The 26,593-nt window shown below is 55.6% G+C and carries 25 protein-coding genes; 12 read left to right on the top strand and 13 right to left on the bottom strand.

Translation table 11 applies throughout. The annotated features are described in order from the left end of the window. The first annotated feature begins 6 nt into the window (after positions 1 to 6). Positions 7 to 2,580, top strand: coding sequence for a fimbria/pilus outer membrane usher protein (locus ACT3RR_RS08540; protein WP_496200108.1), 2,574 nt, complete (start codon positions 7 to 9; stop codon positions 2,578 to 2,580). Next, positions 2,577 to 3,539 carry a Csu type fimbrial protein gene (locus tag ACT3RR_RS08535; protein ID WP_353503428.1) on the top strand — a complete coding sequence of 321 codons (963 nt, stop codon included), beginning with the start codon at positions 2,577 to 2,579 and terminating at the stop codon, positions 3,537 to 3,539. The genes ACT3RR_RS08540 and ACT3RR_RS08535 overlap by 4 nt, the downstream gene beginning before the upstream one ends. A 55-nt stretch (positions 3,540 to 3,594) precedes the next feature. Here ACT3RR_RS08535 and ACT3RR_RS08530 read toward each other — a convergent pair whose 3' ends face one another. Both ACT3RR_RS08530 and alkB read right to left on the bottom strand, forming a co-directional pair. Further along, positions 3,595 to 4,074: a cold-shock protein gene (locus tag ACT3RR_RS08530; RefSeq protein ID WP_353503429.1), complete on the bottom strand. Its 480-nt coding sequence runs from the start codon at positions 4,072 to 4,074 to the stop codon at positions 3,595 to 3,597. Between the two features lie 84 nt (positions 4,075 to 4,158). After that, complete coding sequence (alkB, locus tag ACT3RR_RS08525) at positions 4,159 to 4,818, bottom strand: DNA oxidative demethylase AlkB (protein ID WP_485902442.1); 660 nt, start codon at positions 4,816 to 4,818, stop codon at positions 4,159 to 4,161. A gap of 118 nt (positions 4,819 to 4,936) precedes the next feature. On the opposite strand from alkB, the gene ACT3RR_RS08520 reads away from it, so the two are divergent. After that, positions 4,937 to 5,755 (top strand): shikimate 5-dehydrogenase, encoded by an 819-nt coding sequence (locus ACT3RR_RS08520; RefSeq protein WP_441655954.1) that lies wholly within the window; start codon positions 4,937 to 4,939, stop codon positions 5,753 to 5,755. 67 nt (positions 5,756 to 5,822) lie between these two features. Here the strand turns inward: ACT3RR_RS08520 and exbD are convergent, their stop codons facing one another. Next, the gene (gene exbD / locus ACT3RR_RS08515; RefSeq protein ID WP_353503432.1) at positions 5,823 to 6,248 is read right to left on the bottom strand and encodes a TonB system transport protein ExbD; all 426 of its coding nucleotides are present in this window, start codon (positions 6,246 to 6,248) and stop codon (positions 5,823 to 5,825) included. A gap of 6 nt (positions 6,249 to 6,254) precedes the next feature. Continuing rightward, positions 6,255 to 7,184 carry a tol-pal system-associated acyl-CoA thioesterase gene (gene exbB, locus ACT3RR_RS08510; protein ID WP_353504030.1) on the bottom strand — a complete coding sequence of 310 codons (930 nt, stop codon included), beginning with the start codon at positions 7,182 to 7,184 and terminating at the stop codon, positions 6,255 to 6,257. A gap of 471 nt (positions 7,185 to 7,655) precedes the next feature. Here exbB and ACT3RR_RS08505 point away from each other — a divergent pair, with 471 nt between their 5' ends. The 5 genes from ACT3RR_RS08505 (at position 7,656) to ACT3RR_RS08485 (ending at position 12,686) form a co-directional block, all read left to right on the top strand. Next, the gene (locus ACT3RR_RS08505; protein ID WP_485902438.1) at positions 7,656 to 8,633 is read left to right on the top strand and encodes a TRAP transporter substrate-binding protein; all 978 of its coding nucleotides are present in this window, start codon (positions 7,656 to 7,658) and stop codon (positions 8,631 to 8,633) included. Positions 8,634 to 8,689: 56 nt separating this feature from the next. Beyond that, positions 8,690 to 9,202, top strand: a complete 513-nt coding sequence (locus tag ACT3RR_RS08500) for a TRAP transporter small permease (protein ID WP_485902436.1) — start codon at positions 8,690 to 8,692, stop codon at positions 9,200 to 9,202. Between the two features lie 25 nt (positions 9,203 to 9,227). Beyond that, positions 9,228 to 10,520, top strand: coding sequence for a TRAP transporter large permease (locus tag ACT3RR_RS08495; protein ID WP_034793289.1), 1,293 nt, complete (start codon positions 9,228 to 9,230; stop codon positions 10,518 to 10,520). Between the two features lie 156 nt (positions 10,521 to 10,676). Then, positions 10,677 to 11,873: a cystathionine beta-lyase gene (gene metC / locus ACT3RR_RS08490; protein WP_496200199.1), complete on the top strand. Its 1,197-nt coding sequence runs from the start codon at positions 10,677 to 10,679 to the stop codon at positions 11,871 to 11,873. A gap of 120 nt (positions 11,874 to 11,993) precedes the next feature. Further along, positions 11,994 to 12,686, top strand: a complete 693-nt coding sequence (locus ACT3RR_RS08485) for a DedA family protein (RefSeq protein ID WP_353503434.1) — start codon at positions 11,994 to 11,996, stop codon at positions 12,684 to 12,686. Positions 12,687 to 12,739: 53 nt separating this feature from the next. On the opposite strand, the gene ACT3RR_RS08480 is transcribed toward ACT3RR_RS08485, so the two are convergent. Next, positions 12,740 to 13,666: an AraC family transcriptional regulator gene (locus ACT3RR_RS08480; protein ID WP_353503435.1), complete on the bottom strand. Its 927-nt coding sequence runs from the start codon at positions 13,664 to 13,666 to the stop codon at positions 12,740 to 12,742. 184 nt (positions 13,667 to 13,850) lie between these two features. Between ACT3RR_RS08480 and ahr the strand changes: the two genes are divergently transcribed. Beyond that, on the top strand, positions 13,851 to 14,891 hold the full coding sequence (ahr, locus tag ACT3RR_RS08475; RefSeq protein ID WP_353503436.1) for an NADPH-dependent aldehyde reductase Ahr: 1,041 nt from the start codon (positions 13,851 to 13,853) through the stop codon (positions 14,889 to 14,891). A gap of 57 nt (positions 14,892 to 14,948) precedes the next feature. Further along, entirely contained in the window at positions 14,949 to 15,770 is an 822-nt protein-coding gene (gene dkgA / locus ACT3RR_RS08470) for a 2,5-didehydrogluconate reductase DkgA (RefSeq protein ID WP_396131319.1), read from the top strand. A gap of 65 nt (positions 15,771 to 15,835) precedes the next feature. Here dkgA and ftsP read toward each other — a convergent pair whose 3' ends face one another. The 3 genes from ftsP to parC form a co-directional block, all read right to left on the bottom strand. Then, positions 15,836 to 17,251, bottom strand: coding sequence for a cell division protein FtsP (gene ftsP / locus ACT3RR_RS08465; RefSeq protein WP_485902431.1), 1,416 nt, complete (start codon positions 17,249 to 17,251; stop codon positions 15,836 to 15,838). 73 nt (positions 17,252 to 17,324) lie between these two features. Continuing rightward, positions 17,325 to 18,068 (bottom strand): 1-acylglycerol-3-phosphate O-acyltransferase, encoded by a 744-nt coding sequence (locus ACT3RR_RS08460; protein ID WP_353503438.1) that lies wholly within the window; start codon positions 18,066 to 18,068, stop codon positions 17,325 to 17,327. 225 nt (positions 18,069 to 18,293) lie between these two features. Then, a complete protein-coding gene (parC, locus tag ACT3RR_RS08455) occupies positions 18,294 to 20,567 on the bottom strand; it encodes a DNA topoisomerase IV subunit A (RefSeq protein ID WP_353503439.1) in 2,274 nt (757 codons plus the stop codon). A 330-nt stretch (positions 20,568 to 20,897) separates the two neighbouring features. Here parC and ACT3RR_RS08450 point away from each other — a divergent pair, with 330 nt between their 5' ends. Then, positions 20,898 to 21,485, top strand: coding sequence for an NAD(P)H-dependent oxidoreductase (locus ACT3RR_RS08450; protein ID WP_396131316.1), 588 nt, complete (start codon positions 20,898 to 20,900; stop codon positions 21,483 to 21,485). A 48-nt stretch (positions 21,486 to 21,533) separates the two neighbouring features. Further along, on the top strand, positions 21,534 to 21,839 hold the full coding sequence (locus ACT3RR_RS08445; RefSeq protein WP_353503440.1) for a putative quinol monooxygenase: 306 nt from the start codon (positions 21,534 to 21,536) through the stop codon (positions 21,837 to 21,839). Between the two features lie 104 nt (positions 21,840 to 21,943). Here ACT3RR_RS08445 and parE read toward each other — a convergent pair whose 3' ends face one another. The 5 genes from parE to nudF all read right to left on the bottom strand — a co-directional run bounded on the left by parE (position 21,944) and on the right by nudF (position 26,470). Further along, positions 21,944 to 23,839, bottom strand: a complete 1,896-nt coding sequence (gene parE / locus ACT3RR_RS08440) for a DNA topoisomerase IV subunit B (RefSeq protein ID WP_353503441.1) — start codon at positions 23,837 to 23,839, stop codon at positions 21,944 to 21,946. A gap of 137 nt (positions 23,840 to 23,976) precedes the next feature. Further along, positions 23,977 to 24,558 carry an esterase YqiA gene (gene yqiA / locus ACT3RR_RS08435; protein WP_353503442.1) on the bottom strand — a complete coding sequence of 194 codons (582 nt, stop codon included), beginning with the start codon at positions 24,556 to 24,558 and terminating at the stop codon, positions 23,977 to 23,979. Beyond that, positions 24,555 to 25,385, bottom strand: coding sequence for a 3',5'-cyclic-AMP phosphodiesterase (gene cpdA / locus ACT3RR_RS08430; protein WP_353503443.1), 831 nt, complete (start codon positions 25,383 to 25,385; stop codon positions 24,555 to 24,557). Before cpdA ends, yqiA begins: the two co-directional genes overlap by 4 nt. Positions 25,386 to 25,412: 27 nt before the next feature. After that, complete coding sequence (locus ACT3RR_RS08425) at positions 25,413 to 25,838, bottom strand: DUF1249 family protein (RefSeq protein ID WP_353503444.1); 426 nt, start codon at positions 25,836 to 25,838, stop codon at positions 25,413 to 25,415. Beyond that, entirely contained in the window at positions 25,838 to 26,470 is a 633-nt protein-coding gene (nudF, locus tag ACT3RR_RS08420; protein ID WP_353503445.1) for an ADP-ribose diphosphatase, read from the bottom strand. The genes ACT3RR_RS08425 and nudF overlap by 1 nt, the downstream gene beginning before the upstream one ends. Between the last annotated feature and the right edge of the window lie 123 nt (positions 26,471 to 26,593).

Raw genomic sequence — 26,593 nt, 5'->3', positions numbered from 1 at the left:
CAACGCATGGAAACCAGAGGTTTCGCCCTGAGTACGGGGCTATTGGCTTACCAAATGGCGTGCCGAACGGCGCGCAACGGCATGACGCTGATCTTCGCCAGCGGCATGAGCCTGCTGCTGCTGCCCATGGCGGGACAGGGGGCAGAGTATGACGCCTTGCCCGCCGCGCCGCTCGCCCTGCCAACTCAGGTTGAGGCGACCTATTATCTGGCGATCATGGTCAATGGTCAGACGGATAATCAGGTGGTGCCGGTGATTTTTCGCGACAACGCGTGGTTCGTCGAGTCCGGGGTGCTGGCGAAAAATCACGTGCATCTCAACGGCCAGCAGCAAGGCTTAGTCAACGTCAGCGTGCTGCCAGAGGTGAAAACCGAGTACAACTCGGCCAGCCAGCAGCTGGTGTTGAAGGTACCCGATGCGTGGTTGCCGCAGCAAAATGTTCGCGGCGACAGCCTACTGAGCTATACGCCGTCGCAGAGCAGCAACGGCCTGCTGTTCAACTATGACTCTTACTACACTGACCCGCACGAAGGGCCGCGATCCATCGCCACCTGGATGGAGCAGCGGCTGTTCAGCGACGTGGGAATTCTGACCAACACCGGCACCTGGCGCTACAATATGGACACGCCGGAGGGATTCTCGGAGAGTTCAACCTCCGACGGCTATATCCGCTATGACACCTACTGGCGCTACTCGGACGAGCAGAGCTTGATCAGCTATCAGGTGGGTGACTTCGTGAGTAACTCGCTGACCTGGAGCAACTCGGCGCGCATGGGCGGGCTGCGCGTCAGCCGCAACTTCGGCGTGCGCCCGGACTTGGTGACCTATCCGCTGCTGCAATATAGCGGGACCGCCGCCGTGCCGACCACCGTCGACCTGTTCCTTAACGGTTTTAAGGCCAGCACCAATAATCTGAATTCCGGCCCCTTCACCCTGACCAACGTGCCTTATATCAACGGCGCGGGCGAGGCCACGGTGGTCACCACCGACGCCCTTGGGCGACAGGTTTCCACCAGCGTGCCGTTTTATGTTTCCAACACCCTGCTGCGCAGCGGGTTGTCTGATTTCGACTTATCCCTCGGCGCGGTCAGGCAAAATTATGGTATCAGCAGCGGCGACTACTCCGACGCGGCTTTCAGCGGCATTTATCGCTACGGCATTACCAATTACCTGACGCTCTCCAGCCACGGTGAGGCAACTAACGGGCTGGCATTAGGCGGCATTGGAGCTGATTTGGCGGTCGGGCACTGGGGGACGCTCAGCGTTTCTGGCAGCCAGAGTCAGGCCAACCACGCGCCGCGCACCCTCGGTGAGTTTGATATCAATGGCAATAATCCGGCGAACAATGTTATTGGCGGCATACCCAATAACAACGGCGAAATCACCAATCCGAAGGACCCCACCCGCGTTACCGACGAGAAAAGCGGCAACCAATATACGGTCGGCTACTCCTACTATTCCACCCTGTTTAGCCTTTCGGCGCTGCGCTCGTCGCGCACGCCGGGCTATCAGGATTTAACCTCTTACACCAGTGATACCAGCCTGAGCCGCCGGGCCGATCAGGTGACTTTCAGCACCTCGCCTTTCGGCCAGTCCAGCGGCACGGTGGGGGTGGGTTATTACGACGTGGAAGCCTATGACCAGAGCCATACGCGGCTGCTCAACCTCTCTTACAGCCGCTCGCTGTGGGGGCAGTCGAGCATGTTCCTGTCACTGAATAAAACCCTCAGCGACAGCGGCTACAGCGCCCAGCTTCAGTTCATCATCCCGCTGGATATGAACACCAGCATCAATGCCGGATTGCAGCGCGACAGCGGCGGCCACTACCGCGAGCAGATTGGGGCCAGCAAAACGGCGCCGACCGAGGGCGGGCTGGGGTGGAACTTGGCTTATACCGGCGGCAGCGACCCCTATCAGCAGGCTGATGCCACATGGAAAACGCGCTACGCCACTCTGCAGGGCGGGCTGTATGGCGAAAGCGGCAACTACACCAACTGGGCAGATCTGAGCGGCTCGGTGGTGTTTATCGCCAATGACTTCTTCCTGTCGGACAAGATTAACGACGCCTTCATGGTGGTGGATACCGACAATTACGCCGACGTGCCGGTGATGTATGAAAACCAGAAAATGGGAAAAACCGATAAAAAAGGCCATCTGCTGATCCCAACCGTCAGCTCCTATTACCCGGCGAAGGTGGAAATTGACACCCTGCCTCTGCCTGCCGATGCCGTGGCGAATCGCGTGGTGGACAATATTTCCGTGCGCGAAGGCAGCGGCGTGGTGGTGAAGTTCCCGGTGAAGCGCGAGCTGTCGGCCACCATTAAAATCAACGATATCCACGGCGAGCCGCTCAAATTGGGCACGCTGGTTACCGAGCAAAACAGTCAGCAAACCACGGTGTCCGGCTATGAGGGGCTGGTCTACTTCAGCAACCTTCAGCAGCACAACGTGTTAGTGATTCGACAGGAAGATAATTCAGTTTGTCGGGTCGGCTTTGACCTGAATCTCAACCATCACAGCATTGAGCAAATTGGCCCGCTGGTTTGCCATCCCAACGCAGGGTCAGGAGGTAAGATATGAATCTACTCAGGATGGGGCTGCGCGCGCTGGCCGCGCTGGCTCTGTTAGTCGTTGGCCTGCCAGCGGCCTATGCCGCCTGCTCCAGCAGTCCCGGCACGGGGAGTTTTGGCACCCTCAGCTCCTTTGTGGCGGGCAGTACCGCGCAACAGGTCACGGCGACCAGCGGCTTTAAATGCACCGGCTCGCTGCTCTCCTTATTAAGTACCAACACAGTCACGGCCACTATTGCAACCTCAGCCAACGGTGTCGGCAATCAGGCAGCAATGCTTGGGCCGAACGGCGTAAAACTGCCTTATCAGATTTGTCAGGACAATGGCTGCGGCACGGTGGTGAACGTTGGCAATCAGACCACCTGGAGCAGTACCACGCTACTCGGCCTGCTGGGCTTATTCAACGCCAGCGACGGCTCGCTGCCACTTTACCTGCGCACGGTGACCGGGGTGAATTTACCGGCGGGAAGTTATAGCGATACGCTGGGGATTAACTGGACCTACCATATTTGCTTCGTCGGGGTGCTGGGGCTATGTGTTTATACCGATGGCGCAGACAGCACGACAGTCACGGTAAATATGACGGTGACCAACTTCTGTTACATCGACAATGCGCCAAATGTGAACTTCGGCTCGGCGGCTTTCCCGGCAGGGTTTGCCTCAGTAACCAACAACTCGCTGAGCATTCGCTGCACGTTGAACGCGGCTTATAGCGTCAACCTGACCAGCACGGTACCGGGCAGCGGGCAGTATCGGCAGATGTCCTCGACCAATAACGGCGTGACCAGCTATTTGCAGTATCAAATCTTTAAAGGGGATGCGTCGGTGTGGACCGCCGCGACCAATACCGCAATGACCGGCACCGGCGCGTCGCAAAACGTGGCTTACTCCGCGACGGTTAACCCAAGTCAGGCTAACCCACCGCCGGGAACCTATAGCGATACCGTGCTGGTGACGGTGACTTATTAGAGGGGGAAATCATGGCAGGCCGGTGCGCGTGTCGCTGCAACGGCCTGCTACGGGCTTACAGCCCTTTGAGGATCTTCATGGTGGCGTCGACGTCGATTTCGTCTTCCGAGAAGATGTAAGTGGTGTTCTGGAAGGTGGTGATTGCCAGCTTCTTCAGGGTGCGCGTTGTGGCCTTTTTCTCTTCTTCTTTCGGGCGAATGCGGTTCATCAACAGGCCCACGGAGAGCACGGCATTCTCTTTGTCGATTTGCGATTCGGCAGGGACTTCTTCGCTGTAAGCCAGATAGGACTTGATGCTGGTGATTTTGATGCGCTCACCGGCAATAAAGATGTATTTGCTTTCAGGCTCGACTTTGACGGCAAACGCCGACAGGCCTTTGTTGTTGGTGGTCGGCTCGAACGTCACCACGGCGTCTTTCTTGATTAGCTCGGGGTTGGTGACTTTAATCACGTGGAAATAACGGTTATCGCCGTTTTCATCTTTGATAAAGCCGAAACCTTTATCTTCAAACCAAGTTGTGATTGTCCCGTTCATCGCTCTTACCGCCTAATTAATCGTTCAACATGTCAATTTTTGCAGCGCGCAGTTTAATGCAGAATGCGTGCAAAGTCCTGTGCTTTACCGTCCAGCCGCCTTTCTAAAGGTAAGATTGAAACGATAGCCGCCGGTAAGCGGATGTTCGCCGGCTTTTAACGGCAAAATGCCGTGATAACGTAGCCGCGACGGCCCGCCCCATACCACGATATCCCCGTGAGTCAGCGTCACTCGCTGGGTCTTATCACTGCGCTCCATGCCGCCAAACTGGAATATCGCCGGTAATCCCAGCGACACCGACACAATCGGCGCGCCGAAGTCGTGCTCGTCTTTGTCCTGATGCAGCGACATTTTCGCCCCTGGCTGATAACGGTTGATCAGGCAGGCGTCGGGCGCGAAACCGGCAAAACCGGCCTGCTCGGCGGCCTCGACTGCCAGCGTGCGGAACAGCTCGGGCATCGGCGGCCAGGGCTGCTGGCTCTCCGGCGACGTGGTTTGGTAACGATAGCCCTGACGGTCAGTCACCCAGCCGACCTCGCCACAGTTGGTCATGGCGACCGACATCGCATAGCCGCCCGGCGTAGCGCGATATTGGAAAGGCACCAATCCGGCAATTCTGTCGATTTCCGCCAGCAGCGCGGTGTCGTCTCGCAGCGCGCCGCCGCGCAGCACCACGGCCCCCGGCGCTAACTCTTCCCGCCAGTGTGGGTGGAAATCTGGATGATCGAACAAGTCTAAATTCATGTTCACCTCCGATGACGTTATTGATTAAGTATATAGCCTGATAAGCCTAGCGGCGGTCGGAAGCTTTGGCTAAGGTTGAAGCATTACGCGTTTTCAACATCACTGATAAGGAAGGATCATGGCTCGCGAAATCAATAAGGACACCCAACTCTGTATGTCACTGTCGGGCCGCCCCGGCAATTTCGGCACCCGCTTTCATAACTATTTGTATCAGGCTCTGGATCTGAATTTTATCTATAAAGCCTTCTCAACCCAAGATATTGAGGCCGCCGTGAAGGGCGTGCGCGCGCTGGGTATTCGCGGCTGCGCGGTGTCGATGCCCTTCAAAGAGGCCTGCATCCCCTTCCTCGACGAGCTTGACCCGTCCGCCACCGCCATTCAATCGGTTAATACCATTGTGAATGACGACGGCTTCCTGCGGGCTTACAACACTGACTACATCGCCGTGGCGAAACTGCTGGAGCAATATCAGGTGCCGAAGGACGCGGTGTTCGCCCTGCGCGGCAGCGGCGGCATGGGCAAAGCCGTGGTGGCGGCCATCCGCGATGCCGGCTTCACTCAGGGCTATGTGATTGCTCGCAACGAGAAAAGTGGCCGCGCGCTGGCCAAAGAGTACGGCTACGAGTGGCGAAGCGAGGTCGGCGACGCCGCCGTGGATATGCTGGTTAACGTCACGCCAATTGGCATGGAAGGCGGCCCGGACGTCGACGCGCTGGCTTTCGACAAATCCGTAATTGATCGCGCCTCGGTGGTGTTCGACGTGGTGGCATCGCCGGTAGAAACCCCGCTGATTCGCTACGCGCTCGAGCAGAACAAGCAGGTGATCACCGGCGCGGAAGTCGCGGCATTACAGGCGGTCGAGCAGTTTGTGCTGTATACCGGCAAAAGGCCGGATGACGCCCTGATTGAAAAAGCCGCGGCCCACGCGCGGGGCTAAGAGACGAACAGGCATAAAAAAACCCTCTCTTGTTAGGGAGAGGGTTTAAGGCGATGCGGATCCAGCCTTACTGAGCAGCAGTCTGCTCGGCGCCCACCAGACCGACCTTCAGATAACCTGCTTTACGCAGCGTATCCATCACGTTCATCAGCGTTTCATAATCCACCGACTTGTCAGCCTGGAAGAAAATGGTGCTTTGCTTGTTGCCCTGCGTGCGCTGGTCAAGCATGGACGTCAGGTTGGCGCTGTTTACCACGTCATCGCCCAGATAGAGCTGCTTATCGGCTTTCACCGTCAGGAACACCGGCTTTTCAGGGCGCGGCTGAGGCTTGGCGGTTGAAGCGGGTAAATCGACGCGCACATCAACGGTCGCTAACGGTGCGGCCACCATGAAGATGATCAGCAACACCAACATCACGTCGATAAAAGGCGTGACGTTGATGTCATGCATTTCACCGCTTTCGTCGAGGTCGTCATTTAAACGTATGGCCATGATGAATTACCCTACGCGCAGCTGGCGGTCTGCCTGAGGACGTGGCGTTTCGCCCGCGCTCGCGGCCAGGTCCAGATCACGGCCTTGCAACAGTAAAATTTGTGCCGCCACGTCACCCACCTGATGGCGGTAAGAGGCAATGGTACGCGCGAAGATGTTGTAGATAACCACCGCAGGAATTGCCGCGACCAGACCAACCGCCGTTGCCAGCAGGGCTTCGGCGATGCCGGGTGCCACAACCGCGAGGTTGGTGGTTTGCGTCTGTGCGATACCGATAAAGCTGTTCATGATGCCCCAGACGGTGCCGAACAGGCCGACAAACGGAGAAATCGCCCCGATGGTCGCCAGAATACCGTTACCCCGGCCCATGTGGCGGCCCGCGGCGCTAACACGGCGCTCAAGGCGGAAGCTGGTGCGATCTTTAATGCCGCCGTTGTCGGTAGAACCGGCAGAAAGCTCAAGCTCGTTTTGTGCGTCACGCAGCATTTGGCTGCTGATGCTGGTAGCTGCGAAGCTTTCGGCTTCTTCAGCGGCTTCGTCCAAGGTGCGGGCACCGGCCAGCGCGGAGAACTCACGGCGCAGGCGGCGTTTGCCACTCCACACTTCCGCGCCCTTGCTGAACAGCAGCGTCCAGGTGACGACGGAGGCCAGTAGCAGACCAATCATCACGGTCTTCACTACGACGTCAGCGTGGTGATACATGCCAAGAACTGAAAGATCTTTCGGGATAACCGGAACCGCGGCGGTATTGGCGGTAGGTTCAGAAGAGGTGCTAACCGGAGTGACTGCCGTTGGCGCGTCGTTGCTGTTCGTTGCAGAAGGCTGAGCCGTTTGCGTGACGGCGTTGGCCGCAGGAGAAGAAGGTGCTGCTAACGCGGTGCCACTCAGACCTGCTACCAAAACGAAGGACATCAAAGCTGACGCCACTTTTTTCATATTATTGCGAGCCGTTTTCACGCGTCGCCTCCAGCAAAAATCAGTGTTAAAGGGTTTATTCATGGGTAAAGACAGCCCCAAATCATAGCAAATTAAAAGCCCGAATTGATAGTGGTTCTCATTATTATTTACATTATCGCGCCTAGCGCTGGCGCTGTCTTTGACCAAAAACAAGGCTTTCAAATGGCCGATTAAAAACCACACAATCTTACCGACTTCACACTTTCAGAAAAAATCCACACCGAAATCAACACGCTGCCGCCAGATTCAAACATTAAAACAATGTTTTAAATATTAAGTAATGACATTTCAAAACTGTTTACACTTTGTGATAACGCTCAAATAACCGACAAACCTAATCGGGTATCTTGCTTGTGAAGACATAGATCGGATACCGGCAGTCTTCGTGCAGGTCATTCAATTCCCTCTTTTTTGATGTTCACTTTTACTGAGTACCCTGGAGACAAACTGATGAAAATGCAGCAAGCACTTCTCAGCCTTTGCCTGAGTTCCGCGACCCTAGTTTTTAGCCACAGCCTGCTGGCGCAAACCATTAAAGCTGCGGATGTCCATCCGCAGGGCTATCCTAACGTCGTCGCCGTGCAAAAGATGGGCGAAAAACTCAAACAACAAACCGATGGCCGACTGGAAATTAAAACCTTCCCCGGCGGCGTACTGGGTGATGAAAAGCAGGAGATTGAACAGGCGCAGATCGGCGCGCTGGACATTATCCGCGTCTCCATGACGCCGGTGGCCTCGATTCTGCCTGAGATTAACGTCTTCACCCTGCCTTACGTCTTCCGCGATGAAGACCATATGCACAAGGTGCTGGATGGCAAAATCGGTAAAGAAATTGGCGATAAGATAACCAACAACCCAAGCTCCAAGCTGGTGTTCCTCGGCTGGATGGACGGCGGCACGCGCAACCTCATCACCAAAGAGCCGGTGGTTAAGCCGGAAGACCTGCGCGGGATGAAAATCCGCGTTCAGGGCAGTCCGATTGCGCTAGCCACCCTGAAAGCCATGGGGGCCAACCCCGTCGCCATGGGCGTCAGCGAAGTGTTCAGCGGCATGCAAACCGGGGTGATTGACGGCACGGAGAACAACCCGCCGACTTTCATCGCCCATAACTACCTGCCGGTAGTGAAAAACTACACCTACAGCCGCCACTTCATCATTCCTGAGCTGTTCCTGTACTCAAAAGTGAAGTGGGACAAGCTGTCCAAAGACGATCAACAGCTGATGTTGAAACTCGCCAAAGAGGCGCAAGACGAACAACGCGTGCTGTGGAAAACCTATAACGACGAGTCTTTGGCAAAAATGAAAGCCGGTGACGTGAAGTTTTACGAGATCGACACTCAGCCTTACTTCAAAGCCACCCAGTCGGTGCGTGACGAATTCGGCAAAGGTCATGAAGACCTGATGCAGCAAATTGCCGACGTTCAATAACCTGAGATGAGGCAGCCCGCCTGCCTCGTTTTTTGCGCACCCTTTGGGGAGGTTTTATGCTTTCTAGCTATCAGCGTTTGATGGACTTTCTCTACATTTGTGCCATGTGGCTGGCAGGCATTGCCCTGCTGTTTATGGTCGCCGTTATCCCCATCGGCATTTTTGCCCGCTACGTGCTCAATAGCGCCCTGTCATGGCCGGAACCCATTGCCATTATGTGCATGGTGACCTTCACCTTTGTTGGCGCTGCGGTAGCGTACCGCGCCGGTTCGCACATCATGGTGGCGATGGTGACCGATCGCCTGCCGCCCGCTTTGAAAAAATTCTCCGCCCTGCTGGCCGACATAATGATGCTGGCGATCAGCCTGTTCATCTTCTGGTACAGCCTGTTGCTGTGCAGCGAAATGTGGCATCAGCCGGTGGCTGAGTTCCCGCTGCTGACCGCCGGGCAGACCTACCTGCCGCTGCCAATAGGCTCTGCGCTCACCGTGCTGTTTATCATCGAGCAGATTTTTGCCGGCCCTCAAGGCCACCGTCCGGTGGTGCAAATGGGTAATTCCGAAGCCTGATAGCCCTATTCTTGGAGACGACATCGTGGATGCATTAATTTTACTCTTAACGCTGGGGGTAATGCTGGCCATCGGCGTGCCGGTGGCTTACGCCGTGGGTTTGAGCGCCGTCGCGGGCGCGCTGTGGATCGATCTGCCGCTGGAAGCCTTGATGATCCAACTGACCAACGGCGTAAACAAGTTCTCACTGCTGGCAATTCCGTTCTTTATTTTGGCCGGGGCGATCATGGCGGAAGGCGGCATTGCGCGCCGTCTGGTGAGCTTCGCGTACATATTTGTTGGCTTTATTCGCGGCGGGCTGTCGCTGGTGAATATCGTCGCGTCCACCTTCTTCGGCGCGATCTCCGGCTCGTCGGTGGCCGACACGGCCTCTATCGGCTCGGTGATGATCCCGGAGATGGAGAAGAAGGGCTATCCGCGCGACTTCGCGGCGGCGGTAACCGCCAGCGGCTCGGTGCAGGCCATTTTGACGCCACCTAGCCATAACTCGGTGATTTACTCGCTGGCGACGGGCGGCACGGTGTCGATTGCCGCGCTGTTCATCGCCGGTATCCTGCCGGGGCTGCTGCTCAGCCTGACGCTGATGGTGATGTGCGTGGTATTCGCCCATAAACGGGGCTATCCGAAAGGCGAGCGCGTGCCGTTTAAGCAGGCGTTAAAGATTTTCGTCGACACCCTGTGGGGCCTGATGACCGTGGTCATCATCATGGGCGGCATTCTCAGCGGCGTTTTCACCGCCACCGAATCCGCCGCCATCGCCTGCCTGTGGTCCTTCTTCGTCACCATGTTTATCTACCGCGACTACAAATGGTCTGAGCTGCCAAAACTGATGTACCGCACGGTGAAAACCGTCAGTATCGTGATGATTTTGATTGGTTTTGCTGCTGCCTTTGGTGCCGTGATGACCTACATGCAGCTGCCGATGCGCATCACAGAGTTCTTCACCAGCATTTCGGACAACAAGTATGTGATTCTTATGTGGATCAACATCATGCTGCTGCTGATCGGCACGCTGATGGACATGGCGCCAATCATCCTGATCCTCACGCCAGTATTGCTGCCGGTCATCAACTCGCTGGGCATAGATCCTGTGCATTTCGGCATGATCATGCTGGTTAACCTGGGGATCGGGCTGATCACGCCGCCGGTAGGGTCGGTGCTGTTTGTCGCCAGCGCGGTGAGTAAACAGAGCATTGAGAAAGTGGTGAAAGCCATGCTGCCGTTCTATCTGGTGCTGTTCGCCGTGTTGATGATGGTGACTTACATTCCGGCTATTTCCCTGACGCTGCCGAAGCTGTTCGGGGTCTATACGGGCTAGCCCAAGTCGCAAAGAGACTGAAATTTTCTCATACATGCAGGCAAAACCTGATCCAGCCTAATCATCATGTTAAGTTAAAGAAAAAGACTCGTGCCGCGAGGCACGAGCTTAAAAACACTAACAGGGTGAACAGGCATCATGTCTTCTAAGAAAGCCATCTCTTCCAAAAAAATTGAAACCACTTTGGTCAGCGCCGGGCGCGACAAAAAATATACGCTAGGCTCGGTCAATGCCGTGATCCAGCGCGCCTCTTCTCTGGTGTTTAACTCGGTAGAAGAGAAGAAGTTTGCCACCAAGCATCGCGCCAACGGCGAGCTGTTTTATGGCCGTCGCGGCACCCTGACTCACTTCTCATTCCAGCAAGCCATGGTCGAGCTGGAAGGCGGCGCGGGCTGCGTGCTCTACCCTTGTGGCGCGGCGGCGGTCAGCAACGCCATCCTGTCGTTTGTCTCCACCGGCGACCACATTCTGGTGGCCAGCTCGGCCTATGAGCCGACCCAAGACTTCGCCGAAAAAGTGCTGCGCAAGCTTGGCGTCAGCACCACCTATTTTCCGGCGGATATCGGCGAAAACCTTGGCTCCCTGATGCAGCCAAACACCAAAGTGGTGTTCCTCGAAGCCCCGGGTTCGATCACCATGGAGATGCCGGACCTGCCCGCGATGGTGCGCGCGGTTCGCGCCGTGTCGCCGGAGGTGATCATCATGATCGACAACACCTGGGCGGCGGGCATTCTGTTTAAAGCACTGGATTTCGACATCGATATTTCCATTCAGGCGGGCACCAAGTACATCATCGGCCACTCCGACGCGATGATCGGCACCGCCGTGGCCAACGAGCGCTGCTGGGAGCAGCTTCGCGAGCACTCTTATCTGATGGGCCAAATGGTCGATGCCGACACCGCCTATGTCGCCAGCCGCGGCCTGCGCACGCTGGGCATCCGCCTACGCCAGCATGAAGAGAGCAGCATTCGCGTGGCGCAGTGGCTGAGCGAACGTCCTGAAGTGGCGGTGGTCAATCACCCTGCGCTGCCGGGCAGTAAGGGCCATGAGTTCTGGAAGCGAGATTTCACCGGCAGCTGCGGCCTGTTCTCCTTCGTGCTGAAAGATCGCCTGAACGGCCAACAGCTGGCGGACTATCTCAACAACTTCGCGCATTTCAGCATGGCCTACTCGTGGGGCGGCTTTGAATCACTGATTTTGGCTAATCAGCCAGAAGAGATTCAAGCCATTCGCCCGGCGGAAACCGTGGATTTCACCGGCACGCTGGTGCGCTTGCACATCGGGCTGGAGAACGTCGAAGATCTGATTGAAGATCTGGACGCCGGTTTCGCACGCATTGCCACTTCAGTATAAGGATTGTTACAGAAGGCACGGTTTTGGGTGCTTTCTGACTATGACAGATCAACCCACGGGGTACGGATCTGCGTTACACTAGCCACGTTGTCGTTTTTCAGCACTCTGACAGGACAGACTATGGCAGTACTTATCGATATCCTTCATGCACTCTGGCAGCATGACTTTAGCGTTCTCGCCGATCCGAAGGTTCTTTGGGTGGTGTACGCCGTATTATTTATCACTCTGTTTCTGGAAAATGGTCTGCTCCCAGCTTCATTTCTGCCGGGGGACAGCCTGCTGCTGCTGACCGGCGCGCTGATTGCCCGTGGCGTGATGAGTTTTGTCCCTACTCTGATTATTCTGGTAGTGGCGGCAAGTCTTGGCTGCTGGCTGAGTTACCTTCAGGGGCGCTGGCTCGGCCACACCAAAGTGGTGCGCGGCTGGCTGCTGCAACTCCCCACGCACTATCACCAGCGGGCGCATCAGATGTTTATCCAGCACGGTTTAACCGCGCTGCTGGTGGGTCGCTTTCTGGCGTTTGTCCGCACCCTGCTGCCTACCATGGCCGGTATTTCAGGTCTAAGTAATGCCCGCTTCCAGCTGTTCAACTGGCTAAGCGCGCTGCTATGGGTGGGAGCCTTGGTCACTTTGGGGTACGCCCTGAGCCAAATCCCGCTGGTTAAACGCCACGAGGATCAGGTGATGGCCGGGCTGATGATTTTACCCGTGCTGTTGCTGGTGATTGGCTTGGTCGGCGGGCTGCTGGTGATATGGAAGAAACGCAAATGCCGCATTGCCGCCTGCTCCACAAAAACTAAACCCGCCGAGTAGCGGGTTTCTTTTTATCTGTCGCAGTATTTATAGCAAGTCGCCTGTCGCCAGCTTTAACCGGCGAGCGTCCCGGCCAGCGGCAGGGCATTATTCTCCCGCGCACGAGCAATTTCATCACTCGGCGTCACGCCAAAGTAGCGTTTAAACTCCCGGCTAAACTGCGAAGCACTCTCATACCCCACGCGCAGGGCCGCGGCGCTGGCCTTCAAACCGTCATACATCATCATCATCCGTGCCTTGTGTAACCTATAGGTTTTCAGATATTGCAGCGGCGAGGTGCTGGTGACGGCTTTGAAATTATGGTGGAAGGCCGACACGCTCATGTTTACTTCGCTGGCCAGCAGCTCCACGCTCAGGTTCTCCGCATATTGCGTTTCAATGCGGCGCAAGGCTTTGGAGATCTGGCTGAAGTGCGTATGACGGTTCACCAAGGCCTGTAGCGCCCCGCCATTGTCACTAGTCAGCACCATGAACAGGATTTCGCGGATGATCTGCGGGCCAAGCACCTTGGCGCGCAGCGGCTTTTCCATAGAATCCAGCAGACGCTCGGCGGCGCAAAGAATGTCTTCATCCAGCACGCCCGAGCTGATGCCCGAGGATTGATCCTTCTGCCCGGAAAAACCCGCCTCTTCCATATCCATCAGTAAATCTTGCAGCATCACGGTATTGATACTGATCTGGATCCCGGCCATCGGCTGCTCGGCGCTGGCGAAGGTTTCGCATTCAAAGGGCAACGGCACCGTGAGCATTAGGTAATTTTTCGGGTCATAGGAGAAAGTGCGCTTGCCCAGATAGCCAACCTTGCTGCCCTGAAACAGAATCACTATTCCGGGGTTGTAGAGCACGGGCGTACGCGGATGATGCTTTTCGGCATACATCAGCGTGACCTGCGGCACTGTCGAATGGTGGAGAAACTTATCGCTACTCATCCGCGCAACCTGTGCCGCCAGATTCGAGCAAAGACGCTCAACATATTCCATTCTGACCTTCCTCACTTTCAATGATCCGACATTAATTCTGCCACGCGCGCGCGGCTTTCTACAGTCGCCAGTAGAAACAGGCAAGTCTTAGGCAGAAATGGGCATCACTTAGTCACATCTGAAACCAGCAGAACCAAGGTTAGCTGCTAGGCTTTATGAGTAAATCACAGGATTGGAGAGAGTTATGTCCGGATCTAAAGCCGCAGAAAATACCTTTAATGCCTGGGCCGCCGCCAGTGCAGGCAGCCCACTGGAGAAGTTTGCTTTCGACGCTGGCCCTATCGGTGATGAAGAGATTGAAGTCGCCATTGATTACTGTGGCGTGTGCCACTCTGATCTGTCGATGTTGAATAATGACTGGGGGATCACGCAATACCCCTTTGTTCCGGGACACGAAGTGGTGGGGAAAATCACCAAATTGGGTGACCACGCGCGCAATAAAGGGTTGAAAGTCGGGCAAACGGTCGGCGTAGGCTGGAATCGCGGCAGCTGTATGCACTGCCATCCCTGTATTTCGGGCGACCAGCATCTGTGCCACGATGTCGAAGCGACCATCATCGGCCATCACGGCGGCTTTGCCGATAAAATTCGCAGTCACTGGGCGTGGGCTATCCCCCTGCCAGAAGGCGTAGAGGTCACCAGCGCCGGTCCGCTGTTCTGCGGCGGTATTACCGTTTTCAACCCGTTACTGCAATTTGGCGTGCTGCCAACCCATCGCGTGGGGGTGATCGGCATCGGCGGTTTGGGCCATATGGCGGTGCGCTTCCTCAACGCGTGGGGCTGCGAAGTGACGGCATTTACCTCATCAACGGCCAAGCGCGATGAAGCCCTTTCCCTCGGCGCGCACCGCGTTATTGCCACCCGCGACCAGGCGGATTTGAAGAAGATCGCCGGTCAGCTGGACTTCATTATGGTCACCGCCAATGCCTCGCTGGATTGGGATGCCATTATCGCCACTCTCGCACCGAAAGGCCGTCTGCACTTTGTTGGCGTCGTGCCTGAAGCCGTGCCGGTGCACGTCATGGCGCTCATCAGCAAACAGGCCGAAATTTCCGGTTCACCCACCGGCTCCCCGTCACGTCTGGCGGATATGCTCGCGTTCTGCGCCCGTCATCAGATCACCCCTCAGGTCGAGCACTTCCCTATCAGCAAAATCAATGATGCTGTGAAGCACTTGGAGGATGGCAAGGCGCGCTACCGAGTCATTCTAGATATGAACGCATGATAAAAACTGCAGTCAAAGTAATTAGCTAACTTAGTTAAACCCGTAAAGGAGAAACTCATGGCAACGCAACCCAACATCAAGCTTCACGATGGCAACAAGATGCCGCAGCTCGGACTCGGCGTATGGAAAGCCAGTAACGAAGAGGCAAGCAATGCTGTGACGACGGCCATCAATGCCGGCTACCGCCACATTGATACTGCTGCCATTTATAAAAACGAGGAAGGCGTCGGCGAAGCACTCAGTGGCATTAATGTGCCGCGCGAAGAGCTGTTCATCACCACCAAACTGTGGAATGACGATCAGCTGCATGCTGAGAAAGCCCTCGAGGAGAGCCTGAAGAAGCTGCGTCTGGACTATGTCGATCTCTATTTGATCCACTGGCCGAAGCCGGACGAAGGTAACTATGTCGAAGCCTGGAAGCAAATCCTTAAGCTGAAAGAGCAGGGTCTGGCGAAAAGCGTCGGCGTGTGTAACTTCAACATTCCCCACCTGCAAAAGCTGAAAGACGAAACCGGCATCTTCCCGGTGGTGAACCAGATTGAGCTGCACCCTATGCTGCAACAGCGCCAGCTTCACGCGTGGAATGCCACCCATAATATCGCGACGGAATCCTGGAGCCCGCTGGCTCAGGGTGGCGAAGGGGTATTCGATCAGGCGCTGATCCAGAAACTGGCTGAGAAATACGAGAAAACCCCGGCGCAAGTGGTGATCCGCTGGCACCTCGACAATGGTTTGATTGTGATTCCTAAGTCAGTAACGCCTAAACGCATCCATGAAAACTTCGACGTATTTGATTTCAAACTGGAAAGAGAAGAACTGGCGGAGATCGCCAAGTTGGATCTGAACAAACGCTTAGGCCCGGACCCTGACACCATGTAACTGAGCCGTGCTCAAAAGCAAAAACCCGCCGAGGCGGGTTTTTTTATGTCCATTAATCTGTGAAGCTACATCGACGGCGTTGCGAGCATTTGCCCGGTCGACCCGCGATCCGCCATCTCCAGCGTGCCGCTCTGGTACAGGAACGGGAAGTGCTCGAACGACGCCTGATTGAAGTACACCAGCAGTTCCACGTCGCCATCCACCCACACCGTGTCTTTGAAACCGGCATCTTCAATCAGCGGCGCGGCGCCGTTGACGCTTTTCACCAGGAAGGAGACGCCCTGCACGGTAAAGGACTGCGGCAGGTCAGCATGGATATTCCAGCGCTCCCACGAGCCTTGCTGCACGGTGGTATCAATACGGTTGATGTCCCAGATGGAACCATTAATGCCCGGCTGGCTGTCGCCCAGACGGAATTCACGGGTGCGCGCCACGCTGCCGCCAAGGATCTGGTCCGCCAGCAAGCGCATTGGCAGATTATCAGTGACCAGCGGCAGCAGGCCGGTCGGTTTTAAGGTTAGCACGAGGGTGGAAACCAGAATGCTTGACGGCTCGAACAGGCCGCGAAGACGCTGCATCACGCTCGCCGCTTCACCGGCGGTGATGGACACTTCGTCGCCCTGCGACATATCGATCAGCACTTCGCGGCGCTCGCCCGGTGCCAGCGACAGCCGCTGGACGGTGACCGGCGCGGGCAGGAAACCGAGGTCCGAGCCAATCACGTGGAACGCGCGGTTGTCGGTCATGCTCAACTCATAACGACGGGCATTGGACGCGTTGAGCAGGCGCAGGCGCACCCAGCCGCGTGACACTTCGACATAGGGGCTTTGCACGCCGTTAACCAGCATGGTGTCGCCAATAAAGCCGCCGGAAGAAGGCATGTCGTACTGCGGCACGCCGAAGTTATCCAAACGCTTGTCTTGGATGATAATCGGGAAATCGTCCACGCCGTAGTGGTTCGGCAACGGCAGGTTTTTGCTGAATTCATCTTCCACCAGCCACATGCCCGCCAGCCCGTTATAGACGTGCGGCGCCATGCGATTTGGCGTGTTGGCGTGATACCAGCAGGTGGCAGCGGCCTGACGAATGGGCAGCACCGGGGACCAGTCGACGTTGGGCGAAATCATGCGCGCCGCACCGCCGCTCAGGGTGCCGGGTACCTGCAAGCCGCTGACGGTCATTGAGACAGATTCAGACAGGCGGTTGCTGTAGATAAGTTTGACGTCGTCGCCGTTGTAGACGCGCACCGTCGGCCCAAGGTACATGCCGTTAAAGCCCCAAACGGGTGCCTTATTGCCGCCAAGGAATGACCAGTGCGCAGCTTGCATGGTCAGAAACAGCGGCTGGCCACGACGGGATTCGATAAGCGGTGGAACGGGTAAAACAGGCTGCGGTCCATTCGCATTTGCCCTCAGTGGCAACGCGCCCGCGGCTAAAGCCACGCCGGTTGCTTGCAGGAATGAGCGACGACTGAGTGACATATCTTCTCCATGAAAACAAAATCAAAGCTGTGTAAATCGCCTGCTACCTTCATTGGCGGCAGGCGGAAAAGGTTTACTTTTTGGCTTTTGCCGCGGCTTCACGCTGGGCAACTTCAGCATCCAGCTCGGCAATTTTATCCGCCATGATCTGATGGCAGTGGTTAGACAGGTCGCGCAGACGCTCTTTGCCGTACTGGGAGGTGTCCACCGGCGGCAGCATCTCGACAATCACCAGACCGTTTGACCAACGGTTTAATTTAATTTTATTGCTGGTGTTGGAAACACAAATGGGCACGATAGGCACGCCGGCTGAAATCGCCGCGTGGAAAGCGCCGGTTTTGAATGGCATCAGGCCACGACCGCGGCTGCGGGTCCCTTCCGGGAACATCCAAATCGAAATGTTCTTCTTGTTGATGTGATTAACCACCTGCGAGATGGTGCCATGCGCTTTGGCGCGGTTATCACGGTCAATCAGCAAGTTGCCCGTCAGCCAGTATAGTTGACCGAAGAACGGGATCCACACCAGACTCTTTTTACCCACGGTCACTGTACGCGGCTGCACCACGCTTGAGGCAGTCACCATGTCGAAGTTATTCTGGTGGTTAGCAATATAAATGCATTTACCATAATGCGCCGCTTCGGCTGGGATACGTTTTTCAACGGTAATACCCAGCACCGGGGCCAGGCGCCCGAACATATGACCAAATGTCGCCACGTGTTTTGGATTTCGCGGGCTAAACAGGCAGTAGATACAACCCAAAATACTTAGCAGAATTGAATAAAGAACGACGATGATCAGACGCAAAATAAATAACATAACATCCTCTTAAGCATACAGCCGAAGCAGGCAAGACGTCTTGCGGCTCCCTTCCCTCTGCGCCGGGCTATTCTCAGGCCTCAGCCAGCATGACACAACGGTTTTGTTGATACATTTGTAAAATTTTTGCGCTAGGCAACAACTTCAAATTCGCGGAGTTTTGTAAAGCATTCAGGGCACAAAGGTGCCCTGAATAATTCAGCATTTACTCTCGGCTTCAGCGAATTACTCTTCGCTGTTACCTGATGATTTTACTACCGGGGAATCCACTTCGACACGGTCTATGCGCTGCAAGCCGCGCGGCAACAGGGTTCCTTTACGGCCACGTTCTGCACGGAATTTCTGTAGCTCTTCCGGACGCAGGGTCAATTTACGCTTACCGACATACAAGGTTAGCGAAGTTTGAGGCGCTAACACCAGCAACCACACCAGTTTGTCTTCGCCCGACGCCGCCTGCGCCGCAGGAATTGAAACAATTTTATTACCTTTGCCCTTCGACAGCTGCGGCAGGTCGGCAACCGGGAACAGCAGCATACGACCGGCAGCGGTGATAGACAGCAACATGTCGTCTTCGCCGTGCAGTTCGATTGGCGGCAGCGCCTTAGCGTTGTCCGGCAAGGTGATCATCGCTTTACCGGCGCGGTTACGCGCCACCAGATCATTGAAGGTACAAACGAAGCCGTAGCCCGCGTCCGAAGCCATCAACAGTTTCTGGTCGTCAGCGGCCATCAACACTTGTTCAATAGTAGCACCCGGTGGCGGTGTCAGCTTGCCGGTTAATGGCTCGCCCTGCCCGCGCGCCGATGGCAGCGTGGTTGGGTCCAGCGCATAGCTGCGCCCGGTGGAGTCGATAAACACCACCGGCTGGTTACTCTTACCTTTAGCGGCGGCGCGGAAGCTGTCCCCCGCTTTGTAGCTTAGCCCGCTGGCGTCGATATCATGGCCTTTCGCACTGCGCACCCAGCCCATTTCGGACAGGACGATAGTCACAGGCTCAGAAGGCACGAAGTCGTGCTCGCTCATGGCTTTGGCTTCTTCGCGCTCGGTAATTGGCGAGCGGCGGTCGTCGCCATAGGCTTCGGCGTCGGCCTGAATCTCTTTACGAATCAAAGTGCTCAGCTTGCGCTCAGAACCCAACAACGCTTGCAGCTGATCGCGCTCTTTCGCCAGTTCGTCCTGCTCGCCGCGAATCTTCATCTCTTCGAGTTTCGCCAAGTGGCGCAATTTCAACTCGAGAATGGCTTCTGCCTGCGTCTCACTCAGCTCAAAACGCGCCATCAGCACCGGCTTCGGCTCATCTTCGGTACGAATGATATGAATGACTTCGTCGATATTGAGGAAGGCAATCAGCAAACCTTCAAGGATATGCAGACGCTTGAGCACTTTATCGAGGCGATAGTTCAGGCGGCGACGCACCGTTTCGCGGCGGTAGTCCAGCCATTCGCGCAGGATCTCAACCAGCCCTTTCACCGAAGGACGGTTGTCGAGGCCAATCATGTTCATGTTGATGCGATAGCTGCGTTCCAGATCGGTGGTGGCGAACAGGTGATTCATCACCTGATCCAGATCCACACGGTTGGAGCGCGGCACGATAACCAGACGCGTCGGATTCTCGTGGTCAGATTCGTCACGCAAATCTTCAACCATTGGCAGCTTTTTGTTGCGCATTTGGTTGGCGATCTGCTCCAGCACTTTCGCGCCAGAAACCTGATGCGGCAAGGCGGTGATCACAGCGCTGCCGTCTTCTTTATTCCACACGGCGCGCATGCGCACCGAGCCTTTGCCGGACTCGTAAATCTTACGAATTTCGTTACGCGGCGTAATGATTTCGGCTTCGGTTGGGAAGTCAGGCCCCTGCACGAACTCCAGCAAATCTTCCAGCGAGCTGCCCGGCTTTTCCAGCAGGGCGACGGCAGCGGCGGCCACTTCGCGGATGTTGTGCGGCGGAATATCCGTCGCCATGCCCACGGCAATCCCCGTGGTGCCGTTGAGCAGGATATTCGGCAGGCGCGCAGGCAAGGTTTTTGGCTCTTGCATGGTGCCATCGAAGTTCGGCACGTAGTCCACGGTGCCCTGACCCAGCTCGCGCAGCAGAACATCGGCGTACTTCGACAGGCGTGATTCGGTATAACGCATGGCGGCGAAGGACTTAGGATCATCCGGCGCACCCCAGTTCCCCTGACCATCCACCAGCGGGTAGCGGTAAGAGAACGGCTGCGCCATCAGCACCATCGCTTCATAACAAGCGCTGTCACCGTGCGGGTGATATTTACCTAATACGTCACCGACGGTACGTGCCGATTTCTTGAATTTAGCGTTGTTATTCAGGCCGAGTTCGGACATCGCATAAATGATACGGCGCTGAACCGGCTTGAGGCCGTCACCAATAAACGGCAGCGCGCGGTCCATGATCACGTACATGGAATAGTTGAGATAGGCGTTCTCAGTAAACGTGTGCAGAGCTAGGCGCTCTGTCCCGTCATGAGTTATTTCGCTCATTATGTTTCATCCTCAAAACCGTGGCGTGATGGTTTCTCTATTTAGAAAGCTTACGCTCGCGGGCGTGCCACGAGGCAATAATGTTGGCGATAGTACATCATCCGGCGCATGGCTGTCACAGCCACTCTCTTTATCGGCAGAATTACAAAACCTGCGCGCCGAAGGCTTAACGTCTGACCGAGCTGCAAAAGGGCATTAAATGATAAAAACAGGCGATTCTGCGAAGGTTTATTGCATTTTAGTCCATAGTCTTGTGCTGTAGCGCACATTTTTCTCAGGCCAATGCTTCAGTAAACTGTTGGACAACAGTTTACCAACGAGGCACTCCCTATGAGCAACATTTTGATTATTAACGCAGGTAAAACCTTTGCCCACTCAAAAGGCGCATTGAACATTAGCCTGACCAAACTCGGCCACTCCGTCCTGACCGAAGCCGGACACAACGTGCGCGTGACCACGTTGGAAGACGGTTATGACATCCCGACCGAGATTGAGAACTACCTGTGGGCCGATACCGTGATTTATCAGCAGCCGGGCTGGTGGATGGGTATGCCGTGGACGCTGAAAAAATACGTCGATGAGATCTTCACCGAAGGCCACGGCAAGCTCTACGCCAGCGATGGTCGTACTCGCTCAGACGCATCGCAGAAATACGGCTCAGGCGGCCTGCTGCAAGGTAAGAGCTACATGCTTTCCCTGACCTGGAATGCTCCGCTGGAAGCTTTCGAAGATAAAGAGCAGTTCTTCCACGGCGTGGGCGTTGACGGCGTGTATCTGGCGCAGCACAAAGCTAATCAGTTCCTGGGCATGCACGGCCTGCCGACCTTTATCTGTAATGACGTGATTAAGCAGCCTGATATCGACGGTTATTTCGCTGCATATCGCGCACACCTTGAAAATGTGTTTGGTCGCGCATAGTTTAGAGGTTCATTGAGAAGCCTGTCAGGTTTCAAACAAGAGGTTGTTATGATCACTGTTATTGCTGAAATCATCATGAAACCGGGCCGCCGCGACGCGGTTCTGGAAAAGATCAACGCCCTGCTGCCAAGCGTGCTGGCCGAAGAGGGTTGTCACCGCTACGATCCTTTCACTGATTTCAGCGGCCAGATCCCGTGGCGCAAAAGCGCACCAGATTCTGTTTTCATGGTGGAAGAGTGGGAAAGCCTCGCGCACCTCGAAGCACACCAGCAGGCTGCGCACATGAACGCGCACCGCGAAAACATCAAGGCTGACGTGCAAGATGTGGTGATCAACATCATCGAAAAAGCCTGATCACCGGCTGGCGCTAGCTGCTACTTTTAGCAGCATCGCCGATAGATTGAAACAAAAACGCCGGAGCGGCAAAGCCCCGGCGTTTTTTTATGGCGACGCTGAAATTAAACGTCTAATTCTGCGGTATCGCCTTTTTCCTGCAACCAGTTGCGACGGTCTTCTGAACGCTTCTTGGCCAGCAGCATGTCCATCATGCGCAGGGTTTGATCGACATTTTCTTCGTCGATGGTCAACTGCACCAGACGGCGCGTGTTAGGGTCGAGCGTGGTTTCGCGCAGTTGCAGCGGGTTCATCTCACCCAGACCTTTGAAGCGCTGGACGTTCGGCTTGCCCTTCTTACGCTTCAGCTGCTCCAGCACACCCTCTTTCTCCTGCTCGTCGAGGGCGTAGAACACTTCTTTGCCCAAGTCGATACGGTAGAGAGGCGGCATGGCCACATAGACGTGGCCGCCGCGCACCAGCGAGCGGAAGTGGCGGACAAACAGCGCGCACAGCAGCGTGGCGATGTGCAGGCCGTCGGAGTCAGCATCCGCGAGGATACAGACTTTGCCGTAGCGCAGCTGGGTCAAATCTTCGCTATCCGGATCGATGCCGATCGCCACCGAAATGTCGTGAACTTCTTGCGAAGCCAGCACTTCGTCGGAAGAGACTTCCCACGTATTCAGGATCTTACCCTTCAGCGGCATGATCGCCTGATATTCGCGATCGCGCGCCTGCTTGGCGGATCCGCCTGCCGAGTCCCCTTCCACCAGGAAGAGTTCGGTCATGTTCAGATCCTGCGAAGTACAGTCGGCCAACTTGCCCGGCAGCGCGGGGCCGCTGGTCAGTTTCTTACGCACCACTTTCTTGGCGGCGCGCAGACGGCGCTGGGCGCTGGAAATACAGAGTTCGGCCAGCTGCTCGGCGGCCTGCACGTTCTGGTTCAGCCACAGGCTAAAGGCATCTTTCACCACGCCCGAGACGAAAGCCGCGCACTGGCGAGAAGAGAGACGCTCTTTGGTCTGGCCGGCAAACTGCGGGTCCTGCATTTTCACCGAGAGCACGTAGGCACAGCGCTCCCAGATATCTTCCGCCGACAGCTTGACGCCGCGCGGCAGAATATTGCGGAATTCGCAGAACTCGCGCATGGCGTCGAGCAAGCCCTGACGCAGACCATTGACGTGGGTACCGCCCTGCATGGTTGGGATTAGGTTGACGTAGCTTTCCGTCAGCAGTTCTCCACCTTCAGGCAGCCACAGCAGCGCCCAGTCAACGGCTTCCACATCACCGGCAAAAGCCCCCACAAAAGCCTTTTCAGGCAGGGTGATCAGGCCGTTTACGGCTTCCATCAGGTAGTCGGTCAAGCCATCTTCATAGCACCAGCGCTGCTCGGTATTGTTCACTTTATCTTTGAACAAGATCTCAACGCCCGGGCAGAGCACGGCTTTGGCTTTTAATAAATGGCTGAGGCGGCTAACGGAAAAACGCGGGCTGTCAAAGAAGCTAACGTCCGGCCAGAAATGCACGCTGGTGCCAGTGTTGCGTTTACCGCAGGTGCCGGTGACGTGCAGATCCTGCACTTTGTCGCCGTTCTCAAACGCCATTTCATAGACTTCTCCACCGCGTTTCACCGCCACTTCGACACGCGTCGACAAGGCGTTGACCACGGAGATCCCCACGCCGTGAAGGCCGCCGGAGAACTGGTAGTTTTTGTTGGAGAATTTGCCGCCCGCGTGCAAGCGACAGAAAATCAGCTCAACGGCAGGCACACCCTCTTCCGGATGAATGTCCACAGGCATACCGCGCCCGTCGTCAATAACTTCAAGAGATTGATCCGCATGGAGGATCACTTCGATTCGGCGCGCGTGGCCTGCTAATGCTTCATCGACGCTGTTATCGATGACTTCCTGACCCAGATGGTTCGGGCGGGTGGTGTCGGTGTACATGCCGGGACGACGACGCACCGGTTCAAGACCGCTGAGGACCTCTATGGAATCCGCGTTATAAGTTGATTGGCTCATCGTTGAATATTCGTGGCTCATAGGTTGGTGGGCTAACGTGGGCTAACGATAGTATAAAAAAGTACAAATGCGTGCGCTGGGCAGATGCCCACGGGCGGCGACTCAGGAAAAACCAGAAGATACTTCGCTCTGAAAGGTTAGTCTGAAGCCAGCCCCAGGAAATCAACAATCGGCGAAAAATAGCGCTCGAAGCCGACAAAACTATGATTCCCCTCGGGTTCTACCGTTTGCCGACACGCAGTGTAATAGGCCACGGCCTGTCGATAATCGAGGGTTTCATCACCCATTTGCTGGAGCAGCCAGAGTAAATCTGGGGACTCCAGCGGTTCAACCTGCATCACTTTCAGGTCGTAAACGTGGCGTGACTCTAACACATATTGCTGCCCGGTGTAGGGGTTCTGATTCTGCCCAAGGTAGTCGACAAGCAGCTCAAAAGGCCGCACGGCGGGGTTAACCACCACTGCGGGCACGGTGAAGCACTGCGAAAGCCACGTGGCGTAATAGCCGCCGAGAGAAGACCCTACGATGCCCAGCTTGCGCCCGGCTTTTTGCATCACCAGCGACTCCAGCTCTTCCGCCGCTTCTGCTGGGAAAGGGGATAACTGCGGCACCACCATCTCAATGTGCGGATGCTGGACCGCCAGCCAATCTTTCAATAAGGTCGCTTTTGCCGAGTTGGGAGAACTGTTGAAACCGTGCAGGTAGAGTAAGGTACTCATTCGTAGCCGTCCGAATCACTATCCGGTCGGAACTCATCGCTTTCAATGCGCATGACCTGCGTTTCCACCCGGCCGTCTGGGTAGAGGTCAAGGTAGCGCCAGCCCGGCGCGGCGGTATCAATGGTGAAATTGGTGCAGTGAGGCTTGAACTGTACGCAGGTCGAAGGCGTGGCGTACAGCCGTTTGCCGTGCCAATCGAGATCCAACTCTTGGTGAATATGGCCGCACAACAAGGTATTGGCCTTGGGATAATTCGCCAACACGTCCGCCAGCATATGGGCATTGCGCAGGCTGTGTTGATCCAGCCACGTGCAGCCTGACGGCAGCGGGTGATGGTGCAGCATAATCAGCGTGAAACGCTCTGGATATTGCTGCAAGCAGCGCTCCATCCACTCCAACTGATACTCGCTGAGATGGCCATGGGGGACGCCGAAGACTTGGGTATCGAGCAGAATGACCTGCCAGTCATCCCCCAAAAGAAGCTGTTTCGACGGGTGAATGCCCTCTTCGCGCAGGGCGTCGACCATGGCTGGCTGGAAATCATGGTTTCCCGGCAGCCAGACGCAGGGGGCGGACAGCTCATTAATCCCGCGCGCAAAGTGATGATAGGCATCCAGGGATTGATCCTGTGCCAAATCGCCCGTGGCGGCAATAATGTCGATGCCACGGTTCTGCGCCTTTATGGCGTCCAGCACGGCGCGATAGCTGCGGAAAGTATTCACTCCCAGCAACGTTTCATTCTCACCGGCGAAAAGATGGGTATCGGTAATTTGCAGAATTCTGACTTTGGCCCCATTAACCAAAGGCAGTGTAAACAGGCTTTCCAAGTCGTATCCTTTGTAATTGAAGTCTGTCTAACAAACCGGAACGGCCATCGCTCCATGCGCAAGGCAATAACGCAACCAGTCCGCAAGGAACTGGTTAATTTGATGCTTTTCGTCACGCTGATGCAACTTTTTATTAGGATAATCATAGCGTGCTTTGAAGCGAAAGATCTGCTGGGTCGAACACACTTCCGCAACCATCGCGTCGTGGTAAAGACGCACGGTTAGCGAAGGTAAGCTCCAGTAGCTCACCGCCGGGGCGGTCTGTTCGATTTCAACCAGCGTGGTGTAACGCGTAGACTCAGTAATGGTCAGACGGTAGGTTGCGCTACTTACCTGATAAGTCGCCGTTTCGCCCACTTCATCATTACGCGGCATCAAACGACGTAGTTGTGCGAAATTGGTTTCACACAATCTCATCATTTCAGGAAAATCAGGGGTATAGCGCTTAATCATTAGTTGGACCACTCTTTTCGCAGGGATTCATGGTGCAGGGCCAGCCATTGAAGTGCAATCACTGACGCCGCATTGTCGATTACTCCTTCCTCCACCCAGCGATAAGCCTGTTCACGACTTACCACATGCACGCGGATGTCCTCATTTTCGGCTGCAAGGCCGTGAATTCCCTGTGCTGTTGTCGCATCAACTTCGCCGACCAAAATCGACAACCGTTCGCTGGTTCCACCCGGGCTCGCGAGGTAACTCAGCGCGGGTTTGCAGCGACCGACAACAATATTAGCTTCTTCCAGCGCTTCGCGCCGGGCGACATCTTCGACCGATTCGCCGGGCTCAATGATACCGGCGACCATCTCCAGAAGCCAAGGAGTATCACTGGAATCAATGGCTGGGATACGAATCTGTTCAATCAGCACCACTTCATCACGTTGTGGATCATAGGGCAATAAGACGGCGGCGTGCCCACGCTCAAAAACTTCGCGAACCACTTCATCACTCATTTCACCGCTAAATAAACGATGGCGGAATCGATAAGCAATGATTGAAAAAAAACCTTTATATCGCGTCTCACGTGCAATAATTTCTACATCATCTTTGCCGAAAGTAACGGGTGAACCCTTCGTTTGGGACATAATGCTGTTTCCTTATTACCTTTTGCTGACAAATTATCGTCATTTGAGGTCAATTTGATGAAATTGCGCTAATAATAATCAGGCACGTTTGTGGTAGATTTGTACCACTTTGGCTGAGAAGGC

It is taken from the genome of Ewingella sp. AOP8-B2-18, from assembly GCF_052376015.1.
In the GTDB taxonomy this organism is placed as follows: Bacteria; Pseudomonadota; Gammaproteobacteria; order Enterobacterales; family Enterobacteriaceae; genus Ewingella; species Ewingella allii.
Note: the sequence above shows the minus strand (reverse complement) of the source record. Positions and strands in the feature narration are given on the sequence as shown.